The sequence below is a fragment of the Solimonas marina genome (assembly GCF_012241385.1).
In the GTDB taxonomy this organism is placed as follows: domain Bacteria; phylum Pseudomonadota; class Gammaproteobacteria; order Nevskiales; family Nevskiaceae; genus Solimonas; species Solimonas marina.
The window spans coordinates 32,260-47,448 of record NZ_JAAVXB010000015.1 but is presented as its reverse complement, the minus strand read 5'-3'; the positions used below and the strand labels follow the sequence as shown (position 1 = coordinate 47,448).

General features: G+C 65.7%; 13 protein-coding genes. 4 read left to right on the top strand and 9 right to left on the bottom strand.

Features of this window, described 5'->3' with window-relative positions:
- The first annotated feature begins 49 nt into the window (after positions 1-49).
- Entirely contained in the window at positions 50-901 is an 852-nt protein-coding gene (locus G7Y82_RS19250; RefSeq protein ID WP_168149759.1) for an EamA family transporter, read from the top strand.
- 32 nt (positions 902-933) lie between these two features.
- Here the strand turns inward: G7Y82_RS19250 and G7Y82_RS19245 are convergent, their stop codons facing one another.
- From G7Y82_RS19245 to curA, 3 genes are all read right to left on the bottom strand, one after another.
- Positions 934-3,087, bottom strand: coding sequence for a TonB-dependent receptor plug domain-containing protein (locus G7Y82_RS19245; RefSeq protein ID WP_168149758.1), 2,154 nt, complete (start codon positions 3,085-3,087; stop codon positions 934-936).
- A gap of 79 nt (positions 3,088-3,166) precedes the next feature.
- Positions 3,167-3,553 (bottom strand): DUF2946 family protein, encoded by a 387-nt coding sequence (locus tag G7Y82_RS19240; protein ID WP_168149757.1) that lies wholly within the window; start codon positions 3,551-3,553, stop codon positions 3,167-3,169.
- Between the two features lie 195 nt (positions 3,554-3,748).
- Positions 3,749-4,774 carry an NADPH-dependent curcumin/dihydrocurcumin reductase gene (gene curA / locus G7Y82_RS19235; protein WP_168149756.1) on the bottom strand — a complete coding sequence of 342 codons (1,026 nt, stop codon included), beginning with the start codon at positions 4,772-4,774 and terminating at the stop codon, positions 3,749-3,751.
- Positions 4,775-4,934: 160 nt separating this feature from the next.
- Between curA and G7Y82_RS19230 the strand changes: the two genes are divergently transcribed.
- From G7Y82_RS19230 to G7Y82_RS19220, 3 genes are read left to right on the top strand one after another with little or no spacing between them, the layout of a single operon-like run.
- Entirely contained in the window at positions 4,935-7,124 is a 2,190-nt protein-coding gene (locus G7Y82_RS19230) for a hypothetical protein (RefSeq protein ID WP_206370888.1), read from the top strand.
- Positions 7,125-7,140: 16 nt separating this feature from the next.
- Complete coding sequence (locus G7Y82_RS19225) at positions 7,141-7,569, top strand: hypothetical protein (protein WP_168149755.1); 429 nt, start codon at positions 7,141-7,143, stop codon at positions 7,567-7,569.
- Positions 7,532-9,010, top strand: a complete 1,479-nt coding sequence (locus tag G7Y82_RS19220) for a hypothetical protein (protein ID WP_168149754.1) — start codon at positions 7,532-7,534, stop codon at positions 9,008-9,010. The genes G7Y82_RS19225 and G7Y82_RS19220 overlap by 38 nt, the downstream gene beginning before the upstream one ends.
- Before the next feature lie 364 nt (positions 9,011-9,374).
- Here G7Y82_RS19220 and G7Y82_RS19215 read toward each other — a convergent pair whose 3' ends face one another.
- The 6 genes from G7Y82_RS19215 to G7Y82_RS19190 form a co-directional block, all read right to left on the bottom strand.
- On the bottom strand, positions 9,375-10,607 hold the full coding sequence (locus tag G7Y82_RS19215) for a cysteine desulfurase (protein ID WP_168149753.1): 1,233 nt from the start codon (positions 10,605-10,607) through the stop codon (positions 9,375-9,377).
- Positions 10,604-11,890 carry a Fe-S cluster assembly protein SufD gene (gene sufD, locus G7Y82_RS19210; RefSeq protein ID WP_168149752.1) on the bottom strand — a complete coding sequence of 429 codons (1,287 nt, stop codon included), beginning with the start codon at positions 11,888-11,890 and terminating at the stop codon, positions 10,604-10,606. The genes G7Y82_RS19215 and sufD overlap by 4 nt, the downstream gene beginning before the upstream one ends.
- Entirely contained in the window at positions 11,890-12,636 is a 747-nt protein-coding gene (sufC, locus tag G7Y82_RS19205) for a Fe-S cluster assembly ATPase SufC (RefSeq protein ID WP_168149804.1), read from the bottom strand. Before sufC ends, sufD begins: the two co-directional genes overlap by 1 nt.
- Before the next feature lie 45 nt (positions 12,637-12,681).
- Complete coding sequence (locus G7Y82_RS19200) at positions 12,682-13,086, bottom strand: GxxExxY protein (protein WP_206370886.1); 405 nt, start codon at positions 13,084-13,086, stop codon at positions 12,682-12,684.
- 67 nt (positions 13,087-13,153) lie between these two features.
- A complete protein-coding gene (gene sufB / locus G7Y82_RS19195) occupies positions 13,154-14,626 on the bottom strand; it encodes a Fe-S cluster assembly protein SufB (RefSeq protein ID WP_168149751.1) in 1,473 nt (490 codons plus the stop codon).
- 33 nt (positions 14,627-14,659) lie between these two features.
- Complete coding sequence (locus G7Y82_RS19190) at positions 14,660-15,124, bottom strand: SUF system Fe-S cluster assembly regulator (RefSeq protein ID WP_168149750.1); 465 nt, start codon at positions 15,122-15,124, stop codon at positions 14,660-14,662.
- Positions 15,125-15,189: the final 65 nt, after the last annotated feature.

Genomic DNA, 15,189 nt, shown 5'->3' with positions numbered 1-15,189 from the left:
GCGGAGTCTGCGGTCAGCATGCGCGCCGTCCCCCGTGCTCTGATCGCCGATGTTCAATCTCGTCTTCGCGGTTGTTTGCAGTGTCCTGGTTTCGGTGCTGCTGAAATTGGCGCCGCGCGCGCGGCTTGATGTGGCGCAGATGGTCGCGGTCAATTACCTGGTGGCGGCGGTCTGCAGTGCGATCCTGCTGCGTCCGGTGGCGACCGCGCCGCTGCCGCTGCCGTTGCCATGGCTGCCGCTGCTGGCACTCGGCGTGTTGTTGCCGACCATTTTCATCGTGCTCGGCGCTTCGGTGCGGCACGCCGGCATCGTGCGCTCCGACGTCGCGCAGCGACTGTCGCTGCTGGTGTCGCTGATCGCTGCGTTCACGGTGTTCGGGCAGACGCCGACACCGCGGCTATTGGCGGGCATCGCGATCGGCCTGCTCGCCCTGATCGCCCTGGTCTGGCGTCGCGATGCGAACACCACGATGTCACCGGCGGCCTGGGCCTTGCCGTTGCTGGTGTTTGTCGGCTTCGGCGCGATTGATGTGCTGCTCAAACAGCTCGCCGCCGGCGGTCTGCCGTTTGGTGATCTGCTGCTGTGCGTGTTCGCGACGTCGTGGCTCGTGGCGCTGCTGATCGTCGTCGTGCGCCGCGCGCGCGGAATCCCGCTGGCTGCGCGCAGCTTGGCGGCGGGTGTGCTGCTCGGTGTGCTGAATTTCGGCAACATCCTGTTCTATCTGCGCGCACATCGTGCGCTCGCCGACGATCCGGCGCGGGTGTTCACGGCGACCAATCTCGGCGTTGTCGCGCTCGGTGCGGTGGTCGGCATCGTCCTGTTCGGTGAACGGCTGCCGCGCTTCAACCTCGTCGGCCTGGCGCTGACGGTGCCGGCGATTTTGCTGCTGGCAAGCGCCTGAGGCGACGGCGGGCCGACGCCTCAGGCGCCCGATCAGAACGACTGCGTCAGCTGCAGGTAGACGTTGCGGCCGTAACCGGGCAGCCGTTCGCCGACCGCCAGATCGCTGTTCTGCACGCGGTTGTAGCCGTTCAATGCATCGGCATAATCGCGATCGAAGACGTTGCTGACACCGGCTTGTACGCGCGTGCCGCTGGCGACGAAGCGATAGTGCGCGGCGACGTTGACGATGGCCCAGCCGGCGGTTTCGGCGTCGGCGGTGGCGGGATCGTGGTTGGCGGCCGACACGTGGTGCTGGGCGGCGGCGAACACCGTTTCCAGGTCGGCACCCCAGTCGGCATGCGCGTAGCGCAACGCAGCATCGCCGTGCAGCGGCGCGACGCGGTAGAGGTTGTCGTGCGTGTCGGTGCGCTTGCCGCGCGTATAGCCGACGGCGCCGCCGAGCTGCCAGGCCGTCGCCAGTTGCAGTTGCCAGCCCAGGTCGGCGCCGTACATCTTCGCGCCGACGTTCTCGTAGCGCAGCGGCGTCGAGTCGCCGTTGAGCGTGCTGACCATCACCGTCGCCTGGTCGAGATCGCTGGCCGAGCCGTCGACCGCGACGCCCTGGATGTAGTCGTGAATGCGGCTGTAGAACACGCGCGGCGTCAGGCTCAGCGGACCTTGTTGCCAGGCCAGGCCGAGATCGGCCTCGTAGGCGACTTCCGGCTTCAGGCCGAGATTGCCGACGTAGTTGTTGCCGTCCGACGCGCCGCCGGTGGTTTCCAGCGGGATGTAGGCGTCGCGTTCGAGATATGACGGTGAGCGCGTCTTGCGTGCCAGCGTCAGTTCGACGCGGGTCGTCGGCTGCAACGCGTATTGCAGCTGCGTCATCACGTCGACGTTGTTGTCGCTGCTGCTGCGATCGGCGGCGGCGAAGTTCTGCGCCAGCATCTGCGCGGCGGCCGGCAGGCTGGCGGCGACGCCGCCGGCTCCGACGTTCTGGTGGGTGTGCGTGTAGCGCGTGCCGAACGCGAAGGTGGTGGCCGGCGCGATCGTGCCCTGCCACTGGCCGTAAGCGCTGTACAGATTGCGCACCGCATCGTCGAAGGCGTCGACGCGGAACATCGCCATCTGCGGATCGGTGACGACGGCGCTGTTGCGTGCCAGGTAGGCATTGACGCCGCCCTGGAGCTGGCCACCCCACAGGCGCAGGCTGCGTGCCAGATCGAAACCCCAGTCGTAGGCCTTGGCCGGCACGCGGCGCTGATCCGGTCCGTCCATCATCGAATTGAAATCCGGCGTTTCACGTAGCGAATAATTGTTCATCGCGTGATGAACATGGATGTAGTACAGCCGAGCGCTGACGTCGCCGTTGTCGAGATCGTGACGGTAGCCGAGCCGGGCGATGGCGGTGTGCAGGAACTCGGTGTCCATCGGGAAGGTCGGGTTGCCGGCATCGCGCGTGTCGTCGTAGACCAGGTGCGCGCTGTACTCGCTGGCGCCGTGACGCAGGCCGTAGTTGCCGGCGGCGTAGCGGCGCTCGTAACCGCTGTCGGCGATGCGGCCGTCGCCGTAACGCGCATCCTGTCCGTGCTCGTAAACGGCGCCGAGATCGGCGCGCTGCGTGTCGTTGGCGGCGCCGAGCTGTACGCCGGTCGACAGGCCGTCGTCGACGGACGCGCCGGTGATACTGCCGCTGCCGCCGTACTGCCACTGCCGGCTGTCGCCGTAGGCTTGCTGTCGCGAGCGCGCGACGACCACGCCGCCGAGCGTCTCGATGCCGGCCGCGACCGGCGCGATGCCGCGAATCATCGTCACACTGTCGGCATAGGGGCGCGGCAGGTAGTGCAGCGGCGGGTCCATCCAGTTGGGGCCGCCGGGATTGATGTGCATGCCGTCGATGCTGACGGTGTTGCGTGGGCCGAACAGCCCACGGTACTGGACCTGGCCGGCGAGCGGGCCGTTGAAGTTCAGTGCCGCGCCCGGCACGTCGCGGACCAGACTGGCGGTGTCGACGGTGGTCTGCGGCGTGATGTCATCGCCGGCCCGCGTGGCGGACGAAAAATCCGGGGTGAGGTGTTGTCCTTCGACGAGCACACTGGCCAGCGGGGTGGTCGGCTCGCTTTCGGCGGCCGAGGCGCCGAGCGGAACGAGGGCGAGCAGCAACAGCGCGCGACGCGCGCGAGGGTGCGAATTGGGGTACGACATCGACAATCTCCTGAAGCAGGCGGGACGCAACAGCGTCCGGCGCGGGCCATGCGTGCCCGCGGCGATAAGGCGTCTGGGTTCAGGCGAGCGTTGGTGGTCCGCGGTTGCGGGTCAGGCTGGCGCCGCCGCGCGCGGCCGTGATGGTGGCGCTGGCGACGGCGTAGGGCATCTGCCTCGGCGCAGGCGCGGCGTTGATGAGACCGGCAGGCAGCGCGGCCGCTGCGGCGGCTGCGAACGGGCAGGGCACATGATGGTCGCTAGCGTCGGGGCCGGATCCGTGTCCGTGGTCCAGTCCGGGGTCCTGCATCGACGGCATCGCGTCTGATGCCATGCCTGGACAGAACGCCATTTCCAGCTGGCCGTGCGAGACGACCGGCATGAAGTTCGGCGGGATCAGCGCGTGCAGCAACGCGGCACTGAGTGCCAGCAACAGCATCCGCTGCCAAACGCGGCCGCCGCGCTTCATGCGGGCGCCGACCCGCTCGCGTCCGCCGGCATCACGCCACCATGGGCGTACTGCCGGCGGGCCGGAAGCTCGCCGCGGGCAAGGCGGCGCCGTGATGTGAAGAGCGTGCGCATGGCAGATTTCGAGCGCTTTCGATTCTGTCAGATGCCCCGTGCGGTCACGATGAAAGATGCGTCATCGCGACGGTGTCCGCCCTCACTCGTCGGCGACGCGGACGATCAACTTGCCGAAGTTCTTGCCGCGCAGCAGGCCGATGAAGGCTTCCGGTGCATGGTCGAGGCCGTCGACGATGTCTTCGCGATAGCGGATGCGGCCGGCTTGCAGCCACACGCTCATCTCGCGCTCGAAGTCGCGCTGCAGGTGTGCGAAGTCGCTTTGAATGAAGCCGCGCAGGGTCAGGTGCCGCGACAGGATTTCGCGCATCAGGCCCGGCATGCGGTCTGGACCGGCCGGGACGTCGGTGGCGTTGTACTGCGCGACGAGGCCGCAAACCGGGATGCGGGCGAAGTCGTTGAGCAATGGCAGCACCGCGCTCCAGACCGCGCCGCCGACGTTCTCGAAGTAGACGTCGATGCCGCGCGGGCAGGCATCCTCGAGCTGTGCGGCGAAGTCCGCCGCGCGGTGATCGATTGCCTCGTCGAAGTTCAGTTCGTCGACCAGGTAGCGGCATTTCTCGGCGCCGCCGGCGATGCCGACGATGCGCGCGTGGCGAATCTTGGCGAGCTGGCCGACGGTGGCGCCGACCGGCCCACTGGCAGCGGCGACGACCAGCGTCTCGCCGGCCAGCGGCTTGCCGATTTCCTTGAGGCCGACGTAGGCGGTGAAACCGGGCATGCCGAGCACGCCGAGTGCCGTCGACAGCGGCGCGAGCCTGGGGTCGAGCTTGCGCAGCAGCCGTGCCGGCGCCACCGCATGCGTCTGCCAGCCGCTGTATGACAGCACGTAATCGCCGACGGCGAGGCTTCTGGCGCGCGACTCGACGACCTGCGCCACCGTGCCGCCGACCATGGTGTCGCCGATTTCCATCGGCTGCGCGTAAGAGCGCGCCGTGCTCATGCGTCCGCGCATGTATGGATCGAGCGACAAATAGACGATGCGCAGCAGTACATCGCCGTCGCGCAGGGCGGGCAGCTCGGTCTGCTCGGTGCGGAAGTCGCTGGCGCGGGGTTCGCCGACGGGACGCGCGGCGAGGGCGATGCGGCGGGTGGTGGTGGTGGCCATCGCGTTTCTCCTGTACTGACGGGGCGTGGCCGTAGCCGCGCCCGCTGTTGGCCCCAGCATACGCCGGCGCTCAGCGGGTGGGTCAATTCTACTGTCGCCCCCGGTCGGCAAGGCTTTTACGATTACATTGGGGAATTATTAAAAATACAGGGGGAATGCCGTGCAGATCGTCATTCGCGGCTTGCTGGCCGCCGTTGCATTGTTGGTGCTGGCGTCGTGCAGCAGCAGTTCGTCATCAAAGGCACCCGGCACATCGGCCGTGCCGAAGACTCGCTACGACATGGCCAACGGCTGCTATGCGATGCAGTCGGTTGCGACCGGCGCTTTCGTCACGCGCAGCGGCGACGGCTACAGCGCCAGCGCCGGCTCACTTGAAGAGGCCGAACCGTTTTCGATGAAGCCGACCGCGCTCGGCCGCTATCTGTTCAATTGCCCGGACTCGAATCTGCTGGTGGCCGGCAGCAGCAGCGCGGCGCGCGCGGCCAAGCCGTCCGATGCCGCCGACTGGGTGGTCGACGATGCTGACGGCGGTGGCTACACCGTCGTGCAGCAGGTCGATGGTCGTGGCCTCAGTGCCGACGCCGACGGCACGCTGCTGGTTGGCGAGGCCGCCGATGCGTTCCGCTTCGTGCCGACCACGGGCTGCACGTCGTATCCGGAAATCAGCGACGACGTCGACGGCGATACCTACCAGGGCAACGGCGTCGATCAACCGGTGGTCGGCTTTGCCGAAGTGCATACGCACATGGCAATGGGCAACGAGATGTCGGACGGCACGAATCCGGTCGGCCCGTCGGCCGGCGGCGTGCTCTACGGGCAGATGTTCAACCGCTTCGGCGCGCCGGTGGCGCTCGACAACTGCGCGGCGATGCACGGCCCGAACGGCACGCTCGATCCGGAAGCGCTGATTCTCGACATGACGCCGTTGAAGACCCACGACACGCAGGGCTGGCCGACGTTCGCTGACTGGCCGGCCTACGACTCGCAGCTGCACCAGGCGATGTACTACAAGTGGGTCGAACGCGCGTGGAAGGCGGGGCTGCGCATCATGGTCTCCGAAGGCACCAACATCGCCGCGCTGTGTCAGGTGGCGAAGACCTTCGAGACCGCGACCAATCCGCAGGCGCTGGGCTACGACTGCAACGACATGAACCTGGGCATCGCGCAGATCAAGTATCTGTACCAGCTACAGGACTATGTCGATGCGCAGGAAGGCGGACCGGGCAAGGGCTGGTTCCGCATCGTCAAGAGCCCGGCCGAGGCGCGCAAGGTCATCAACGACGGCAAGCTGGCCGTCGTGCCGGGTCTGGAGTTTTCCAATCTGTTCGATTGCACCACCAAGTCGGTGGCCGGCGTCACCGGTGAGATTTCCGGCTGCACCAAGGAAGACATCGACAAGCAGGTCGACGAGATCTGGGATCTCGGCGTGCGCGAGATCTTCCCGTACCACGACGTCAACAGTGCGCTCGGCGGTACCGGCATCTTCGATGGCCTGGCGCTGAATCTGGTCGGCTTCGTCGGCACCGGTTCGTTCTGGAAGACCTACGACTGCCCGGACGGCGGCGAGGGCGACAGCTATTTCTACTCGGCCGGCGCCTACATGACGACGGCGATTCCGGGCACCGGCAACGACCCGCTGACGCAGACCGTGCTGGCGCTGACCAACGGCGTGCTGCCGATCTATCCGGCCGACCGCCGCCAGTGCAATGCGCGCGGCATGACCGAGCTGGGCCACTACGTCGTACAGAAGCTGATGGAGAAGCACTTCATCATCGACATCGACCACGCCGAACTATCGATCAAGCAGAACATGCTCGACATGGCCAAGGCGCAGACGCCGAACTACCCGCTGATTTCCGCGCACGGCGGCCACGGCGGCATCACCAACGAGCAGGCCAGGGAAATCCTCGAAGTCGGCGGCCTGATCTACCCGTTCAAGCCGAACGGCAAGGGCGACGTCGAATTCCTCAACAAGCTCAAGCCGATCTGGGCAGCGGCCGGCCGCACCGATCCGATCGCCGTCGGCTACGGCATGGATGCCAACGGCATTGCCGACCGCGCCGGTCCGCGTGGCGCCGGCAGCGAGCCGGTGGTCTATCCGTTCACGCTGTTCAAGGGGCCGGACTGGGGGCCGCAGTTCAAGGGCATCAAGCCGGTCACGTTCGAACTGGAGACGATTCCGGAGAGCGGCAAGACCTGGAACATCGACGAGGTCGGCACCGCGCACTACGGGCTGGTCGCCGACTATGTCGAGGAAGTGCGACTCGAAGGCGGCAAGGAAGCGCTGGACGCGCTCTACCAGTCCGCCGAGGCCTATCTGCAGATGTGGGAGCGGACCGTCAACCGCTGACGTACGCCCGTCCGTCATGCGTTTCACGATCCTGATCGCGCTGGCCGGCGGGCTGTTGGCGGGCTTGTGGCTGGGCTTGCGTCCGCCGCCCGCCGCAGCGCCGGCCGCCTTGGCTGGTGCCGAGATGCCGCCGGCCACGGCCGACTCCGACCAAGCTGCGACGGCGCCGGCTGCCGAATCGGTGCGGCATTTCACGTTGCAGCCACGGCCGGTCGGCGCGACGCTGCCGGTGTTGTCGGTGCAGCTTGGCGACAGCGTCGAGTTGCAGGTCACCGCGCCACACGACGACGAGCTGCACGTACACGGCTACGACCTGTCGTTGACGCTGCGCGCCGGGGTGCCGGCGACGCTGCGCTTCGAGGCCGCGCACGCCGGCCGCTTCGACCTGGAACTGCATCACGCCGCGCATGGCGAGCTGGCCGTCCTCGAAGTCCATCCGCGCTGAGTGGCGCGGCGCGGCGGCGCTGGCGCTGCTGCTGACGCCGTTGCCGGCGGCGGCACACTCGTTCGGCCGCATCTACAACCTGCCGGTGCCGTTCTGGCTTTACGCCTACGGCGCCGCCGCGGCGCTGCTGCTGTCGTTTCTGATTGCCGGGTATTTCGCGACAGCGCCGCGTGCGGCGGCGATGGCCGCCGCGCCGTCGCATTCGTGCGACGGCTTGCGCGCCGCGCTGCGGCGCTGGCAGTTACCGATGGGGCTGCGCGGTCTGGCGCTGTTGTGTCTGCTGCTGTGCATGCTCAGCGGCTACATCGGCGTCCGCGATTCGTATCGCAACTTCAACATGACCTGCTTCTGGATCGTCTTCGTCCTGGGGTTTGCCTACCTCACGGCGCTGATCGGCGATCTCTACGCGTTGGTCAACCCGTGGCAGACGCTGGCGGCGCTGATCGGCCGCGTCTGGCCTCGCTATTGGCGCGGCCGCCATGCCTATCCGGCGCCCGCCGCGTACTGGCCGGCGGTCGTTCTCTACATGGGCTTCATCTGGGTCGAGCTGTTCGGCAATACACGGCCGTGGTCGCTGGCCGCGTGGCTGAGTCTCTACACCGCGATCAATCTGATCGCGGTGGGCCTGGTCGGTGCGCGCGACTGGTTTCGTTATGGCGAACTGTTCAGCGTGTTCATGCGCCTGATCGCGAAGATGGCACCGATCGACTATGTTCCCGGTCGCCACCTGCGCCTGCGCAAGCCGTTCTCGGGCTTGCTGGAGACACCGGCGTCGCACTGGAGCCTGCTGGTCTTCGTGCTGTTCATGCTGTCGTCGACGGCTTTCGACGGCCTGCGCGCGACGGTAGCCTGGTATCGCGTGTTCTGGGGCGATGCCAGCGGCTGGTTCACGCAGTGGTTCGGCCAGTCGCCGATTTATCTGTATGTGCAACTGCGACCCTGGTATCTCGCCTACGAGAGCCTGTGCATGCTGTTGTCGCCGTTCTTGTATCTGGCGGTTTATCTGCTGTTCATTGTGCTGACGCGCTGGCTGGGCGGGCGTCGCCACAGCGTCCGCGAGTTGGCGTTTTCATTCGCGTACTCGCTGCTGCCGATCGCGCTGGTCTATCACGTCACGCACTACTACACGCTGCTGCTGACGCAGGGCGTGAAGATCGTCAGCCTGCTGTCGGACCCGTTCGGCTACGGCTGGAATCTGTTCGGCACGGCCGGCCGCTTTCGCGCGCCGTTCCTGCCGGACCTCGGCACGGTCTGGCATACGCAGGTCGGCCTGATTCTGTTCGGCCATATCGTCAGCGTCTGGATCGCCCACACCGAAGCGCTACGCCTCTACCCATCGCGCGGCCGCGCGCTGCTCAGTCAACTGCCGATGCTGGTGCTGATGGTCTTGTTCACGACCGCCGGCCTGTGGATCCTCGCGCAGCCGATCCAGGGGCGCTGAACGGCGAGAAACGAAAAGCGGATAACCACAGATTTCACAGATTCCACAGAATGAAAAGGTTTTACCTTGGTCCCGTGTCATCTGTGTTTTCGCTTTTGCTCTGGTGGCACGTACAGCCGACTGGATCGCCCACGTCAAGGCACTTGCGCCTGAGCCGTCACCCGGCTCGGTCTGCTACCGATGCTGGTGCCGACGGTGCTGCTCACGGCGGTCGGTGTGTGAATCCTCGCGCAGCCGATCCAGGGGCGCTGAGCGGTGAAAAAGCGGAAGCCGGTGAACCGCGGATTACGCAGATTTCACAGAATGAAAAGCTTTGCCTTTAAATCTGTGTCATCTGCGTAATCTGCGGTTTCGCTTTTTGTTGTTACGCCGCGAACAACCGATGCACTTTCATCAGGCCGTTGACGAGCTGGTCGATGTCGTCCTGGCCGTTGTAGATCGCCAGCGATGCGCGCGCGGTGGCGGGCACGCCGAAGCGTTCCATCAGCGGCATCGTGCAGTGGTGGCCGGTGCGGATCGCGACACCTTCCATGTCGAGAATCGAGCCGATGTCCTGCGGGTGCGCATCGTCCATCACGAACGACAGAATGCCGGCCTTGCGCGGCGAGGTGCCGATGATGCGCAGGCCCGGCACTTCGGCGAGCCGCTGCGTGCCGTATTCGAGCAGGGCGTGTTCGTGCGCGGCGACGGCCTCGAGGCCGATGGCGTCGAGCCAGTCGATGGCCGCAGCGCAGCCGATCGCACCGGCCATGTCCGGGGTGCCGGCCTCGAACTTGTATGGCACTTCATTCCAGGTGCTGCCGGAAAACGCGACGGTGCGAATCATGTCGCCGCCGCCCTGCCACGGCTGCATCGCTTCGAGGTGTTCGCGCTTGGCGTACAGCGCGCCGAAGCCGGTCGGGCCGTAGAGCTTGTGCGCCGAGAACGCGTAGAAATCGACGTCGAGCGCCTGCATGTCGACCGGCATATGGGCGATGCCCTGTGCGCCGTCGACCAGGACCGGAATGCCACGCGCATGCGCCTCGCGGATGATGTCTTCGATCGGGTTGATCGTGCCCAGCGAATTCGACACTTGCGCGACAGCGACCAGCTTGGTGCGCGGACCAAGCAGTTTCAGCCACTCGTCGAAGATCAGTGTGCCGTCGTCGTCGAGCGGCGCGGCGACGGTCTTGGCGCCGGCCAACTGCCACGAGACGATGTCCGAGTGATGCTCCATCGTCGTCAGCAGCACTTCGTCGCCGGGCTCGATGCGCGGTTGCAGGAAGCTGCGCGCGACGAGGTTGATGCTTTCCGTGGTGCCGCGCGTGAACACGATCTGCTCGCGCGGCGCCTTGATGAAGGCGGCGATACGGTCGCGCGCGCCTTCGTAGGCGGTGGTTGCGCGCTCGGCGAGTTCGTGCACGGCGCGGTGCACGTTGGAATTCTGCTTGCGGTAGTAGTGGTCGAGCGCCTGCAGCATCGCCTCGGGTTTTTGCGTGGTCGCCGCATTGTCGAGATAGGCGAGCCGCTTGCCGCGCACGCGCTCCGAGAGTATCGGGAACTGCGCGCGGATCGCGGTGAGGTCGAGCGCCGGCGTGGTCGGGGTGGCGACGGTCACAGCGCGTCTCCGGTGGCGTCGACGGTTTCGTCTTCGAAGCTCAACGCGTCGAGGTCGAGTTCGGCGCCGAGCGCCGCGGTGATGCGGCGCGCGATGCGCTCGCGCAGGCCGGCATGCGCGATGCGCGCGATCACGTCGTTGGCGAAGCTGTAGGTCAGCAGCGCGCGGGCCGTCGCTTCCGGTACGCCGCGCGTGCGCAGATAAAACACTGCCGTGTCGTCGAGCTGGCCGCAGGTCGCGCCGTGCGCGCACTTGACGTCATCGGCGTAGATCTCGAGTTCCGGCTTGGCGTCGATCTCGGCGCCCTTGGCCAGCATCAGATTGGCGATGCTCTGCTCGGAATCGGTCTTCTGTGCGCCGCGCTGTACGACCACGCGGCCGTTGAGCACGGTCTTGCTGTTGCCGAAGCCGAGGCCGCGGAAGAACTGGCGGCTGGTACCGTGCGCGGCGACATGGTCGATCTCGTACTGGTTGTCGAGATGCGCGCGCGCATCGGAACCGAACAGGCCAGCCAGCTCGGTCTGTGCGCCCGGTGCGAGCAGCTTCACGCGCCAGTCGTTGCGGATCAGCTTGCCGCCGAAGTCGACGTTGATCAGCTCGAAGCGCGCATCGCGGCCGACGTTGACGTCGGTCTGCAGCCATTGCGTCGTCGCGCGGCTTTCGTCCTGCAGGCGAATCAGCGTCAACTGCGCGCCGTCGGCGAGGTCGGCCGCCAGACTCTGGGTGATGAAGCGCGCGGCGCCGTCGGTGCCGACGTTCTGCAGGATCACGGTCACTTTGGCGCCGCGGGCGAGGCTGATGCGATGCGCCAGATGCGTCATCTCGCCGGCTTCGGCGGCGGTCGAGATGGTCAGCGCATGCACCGGCCGCTCACGCTGTTCGCCGGCGCCGAGCGCGAGCTGCAGACCAGGCCGCGCGAACGCGCGATGCAGACCGGCGAGGCCGGCGTGTGCATCCGGTGCCGGCAGGCCGGCGGCGTCGGTCGCCGCGCCCTGCGGCTCACCGTTGATCCAGATGAACTCGTCGCAGTCGCCGAGCTGCCACGGCGCGGTGTCGAGCGCCGCAGCGGCGGCCAGGCGCACGGCCTGCTTCGGTAGCGTGCTCAGATTCGTGTAGTGCCAGCGCTCGATCGCGTCGTCCGGAAAGCCGTGCTGGATGAATTCGTCGAACGCCGCGGCGCGTGCCGCGTGTTCGGCCGCCGGCAGCGAGCCGGCGAACGCGGCGAAGGCTTCCCCGTAGGACGCGTGGATGCCGTCGCCCGCATGCATGATCTTCTGCGTCATCACGCCGCCTGCTGCAGCCAGCCGTAACCCTTTTCTTCAAGCTCGCGCGCGAGCTCCGGGCCGCCGCTCTTGACGATGCGGCCGCCGGCCAGCACATGCACGAAGTCCGGCTGCACGTAGTCGAGCAGGCGCTGGTAGTGGGTGACGAGGATCGTCGCGCGCTCCGGCGAGCGCATGGTGTTGATGCCGTCGGAGACGATCTTCAGCGCGTCGATGTCGAGGCCGGAGTCGGTTTCGTCGAGCACCATCAGCTTCGGTTCGAGCACCAGCATCTGCAGGATCTCGTTGCGCTTCTTTTCGCCGCCGGAGAAGCCCTGGTTGACGCCGCGCGACAGCATCGCCGGGTCCATCTTCATCTGCTTGACGCGATGACGGACCCAGGCGAGGAAGTCGGCCGCTTCGAGTTCCTTTTCGCCGCGCTCCTTGCGCTGCGCGTTGACCGCGGCCTTGAGGAACATCATGTTGCTGACGCCCGGAATTTCGACCGGATACTGAAAGCCCATGAAGATGCCGTGCGCGGCGCGTTGCTCGGCCGACAGCTCGGCAATGTCGTTGCCCTGGTAGCGGATCGTACCGCCAGTGACGACATAGTCCTCGGCACCGGCCAGCACTTTCGACAGCGTCGACTTGCCGGCACCGTTCGGCCCCATGATCGCGTGCACCTCGCCAGCCCCGACCGACAGGTCCAGACCCTTGAGGATTTCATTGCCGCCGACTTCGGCGTGCAGGTTTTCGATTTCGAGGATTTTCATAAAAGCGCTTTAACCACAGATTTCACAGATTGCACAGATTCAGAAGACGACGCGACGGAACTCGAAGCTTCGTGGCTTGAAGTTCATCAGCAGACCTTTTCTTAAGCCTGTGGCCTTCAGATAATTGATGAGTTGTGCCGATTCCGTGCTGCCGAGCTGGTCGATGGTCTTGAGCTCGACGATGATGGAGTCGAAACAAACGAGATCGGCGCGGTAACTCGATTTCAGCGAATGATGCTTGTACTGGATCGGGAGCGGAACCTGGCTGCTGAAGGGAATGTTACGTAGCCCCAATTCGTGTTCCAGGGCTTCCTGATAGACCGCTTCCAGAAAACCTGAGCCGAGCTCGCGATGCACTTCCATTCCCGCGCCGATGAGGGCGAAGGTTTCCGCATCGCGTCCGCTTTCTCTTCTTTCTTCCATAACCGTTGCAGCGCTTTCCACAAATTGATTTCTTAGCATCGATTTTGAATCTGAGAAATCTGTGTAATCTGTGGTTAAAACGCCTTTTCTATCCGACGGCCCCTTCCAGCGATACCTGCAGGAGTTTCTGGGCCTCGACGGCGAATTCCATCGGCAGCTCCTTGAAGACGTCCTTGCAGAAGCCGTTGACGATCATCGACACGGCGTCTTCTTCGCCGATGCCGCGCGAGCGGCAGTAGAACAACTGGTCTTCGCTGATCTTCGAGGTCGTCGCTTCGTGCTCGACGATGGCGCTAGGATTGCGGATTTCGGTGTACGGGAAGGTGTGCGCGCCGCACTGGCTGCCGATCAGCAGGCTGTCGCACTGCGTGTGGTTGCGCGCGCCCTCGGCTTTCTCGCCGACGCGGACCAGGCCGCGATAGGCCTGCTGGCCCTTGCCCGCGGAAATGCCCTTGGAGACGATCGTCGACTTGGTGTTGCGGCCGAGGTGGATCATCTTGGTGCCGGTGTCGGCCTGCTGGTGGTGATGCGTCAGCGCCACCGAGTAGAACTCGCCGACCGAATCGTCGCCGCGCAGGATGCAGCTCGGGTACTTCCAGGTCACGGCCGAGCCGGTTTCGACCTGCGTCCACGAAATCTTGCTGGCACGGCCGCGGCAGTCGCCGCGCTTGGTGACGAAGTTGTAGATGCCGCCGCGGCCTTGCTCGTCGCCCGGATACCAGTTCTGTACCGTCGAATACTTGATTTCGGCGCGATCCAGCGCGACCAGCTCGACGACCGCCGCGTGCAGCTGGTTTTCGTCACGCTGCGGCGCGGTGCAGCCTTCGAGATACGAGACATAGGCGTCGTCTTCGCAGATGATCAGCGTGCGTTCGAACTGGCCGGTATTGCGCTCGTTGATGCGGAAGTACGTCGACAGTTCCATCGGGCAGCGCGTGCCCTTGGGCACGAACACGAACGAGCCGTCGGTGAACACCGCCGAATTCAGCGTCGCGTAGAAGTTGTCGGCGAACGGCACGACGGTGCCCAGATACTTGCGCACCAGCTCCGGATATTCGCGGACCGCTTCGGAGATCGAGCAGAAGATCACGCCGGCTTCGGCGAGCTTCTTCTTGAAAGTGGTGCCGACCGAAACCGAGTCGAACACCACGTCGACCGCGACCTGCGGCTTGTCCGGTACCACGCCGGCCAGCATTTCCTGCTCCTTGAGCGGAATGCCGAGCTTGTTGTAGGTCTCGAGCAGCTTGGGGTCGACCTCATCGAGCGATTTCGGCGCATTGGCCATCGACTTCGGCACCGAGTAGTACGAAATCGCCTGGTAGTCGAGCTTGGGGTACTGCACGTGCGCCCAACGCGGCTCGTCCATCGTCAGCCAGCGGCGATAGGCCTTGAGGCGGAATTCCAGCAGCCACTCGGGCTCCTGCTTCTTCGCCGAGATCAGGCGGATCACGTCTTCCGACAGGCCCGGCGGAACGCTTTCGGACTCGATGTCGGTGATGAAGCCGGCCTCGTACTTGCGGTTCTGGACGAGGGCTTCGATTTCGGAGGGATTGGCTGCCATGGGGTCGCTATCCTGTGAGGTCGGCGCGTTCGCTTACGCGCGGACGAGCGGAAATTCCCGGTCGGGTCGTGGCGGCCGGCTGCCGCCGGCTACGGTGCCCTGAACCATTTGCGCCAGCGTCACCGCTTCCAGCGCTTCGCGAATCGCGGTGTTGATCAGCCGCCAGTTGGCGCGCGTCGCGCAGTCGGTTTCGATGGTGCAGGCGTCGGTGCTGTGCGCCGAGCAGGCCGTCACCGCGATCGGGCCTTCGAGCGCCTTGATGATGTCGGCGACCGAGATGCGCTCGGCGCTGCGGCCCAGGCGGTAGCCGCCGTGGGCGCCGCGCAGTGATTCGAGCAGGCCGTCCTTTGCCAGTACTTTCAGCAGTTTGGCGACGGTTGGCGACGGAATGCGGGTGCGTTCCGCCAGCTCCAGACCGCTGTGCGTGCGCGCCGGTTCGCGCGCCACGACCGTCATCAGGACGGTGGCGTAGTCGGCGAGTTTGGAGAGCTTCAGCACAATCAGGACCGGTTCAGTACAGATTGAAAGTGTAGCGCATCGACGTCGGTGATTGAAGGCCAAGT

Bases quoted from the DNA above. Each gene is read 5' to 3' on its own strand.
- G7Y82_RS19250 (WP_168149759.1), top strand. From the start codon at position 50: ATGTTCAATCTCGTCTTCGCGGTTGTTTGCAGTGTCCTGGTTTCGGTG.
- G7Y82_RS19245 (WP_168149758.1), bottom strand. From the start codon at position 3,087: ATGTCGTACCCCAATTCGCACCCTCGCGCGCGTCGCGCGCTGTTGCTG.
- G7Y82_RS19240 (WP_168149757.1), bottom strand. From the start codon at position 3,553: ATGAAGCGCGGCGGCCGCGTTTGGCAGCGGATGCTGTTGCTGGCACTC.
- curA (WP_168149756.1), bottom strand. From the start codon at position 4,774: ATGGCCACCACCACCACCCGCCGCATCGCCCTCGCCGCGCGTCCCGTC.
- G7Y82_RS19225 (WP_168149755.1), top strand. From the start codon at position 7,141: ATGCGTTTCACGATCCTGATCGCGCTGGCCGGCGGGCTGTTGGCGGGC.
- G7Y82_RS19220 (WP_168149754.1), top strand. From the start codon at position 7,532: ATGGCGAGCTGGCCGTCCTCGAAGTCCATCCGCGCTGAGTGGCGCGGC.
- sufD (WP_168149752.1), bottom strand. From the start codon at position 11,890: ATGACGCAGAAGATCATGCATGCGGGCGACGGCATCCACGCGTCCTAC.
- sufB (WP_168149751.1), bottom strand. From the start codon at position 14,626: ATGGCAGCCAATCCCTCCGAAATCGAAGCCCTCGTCCAGAACCGCAAG.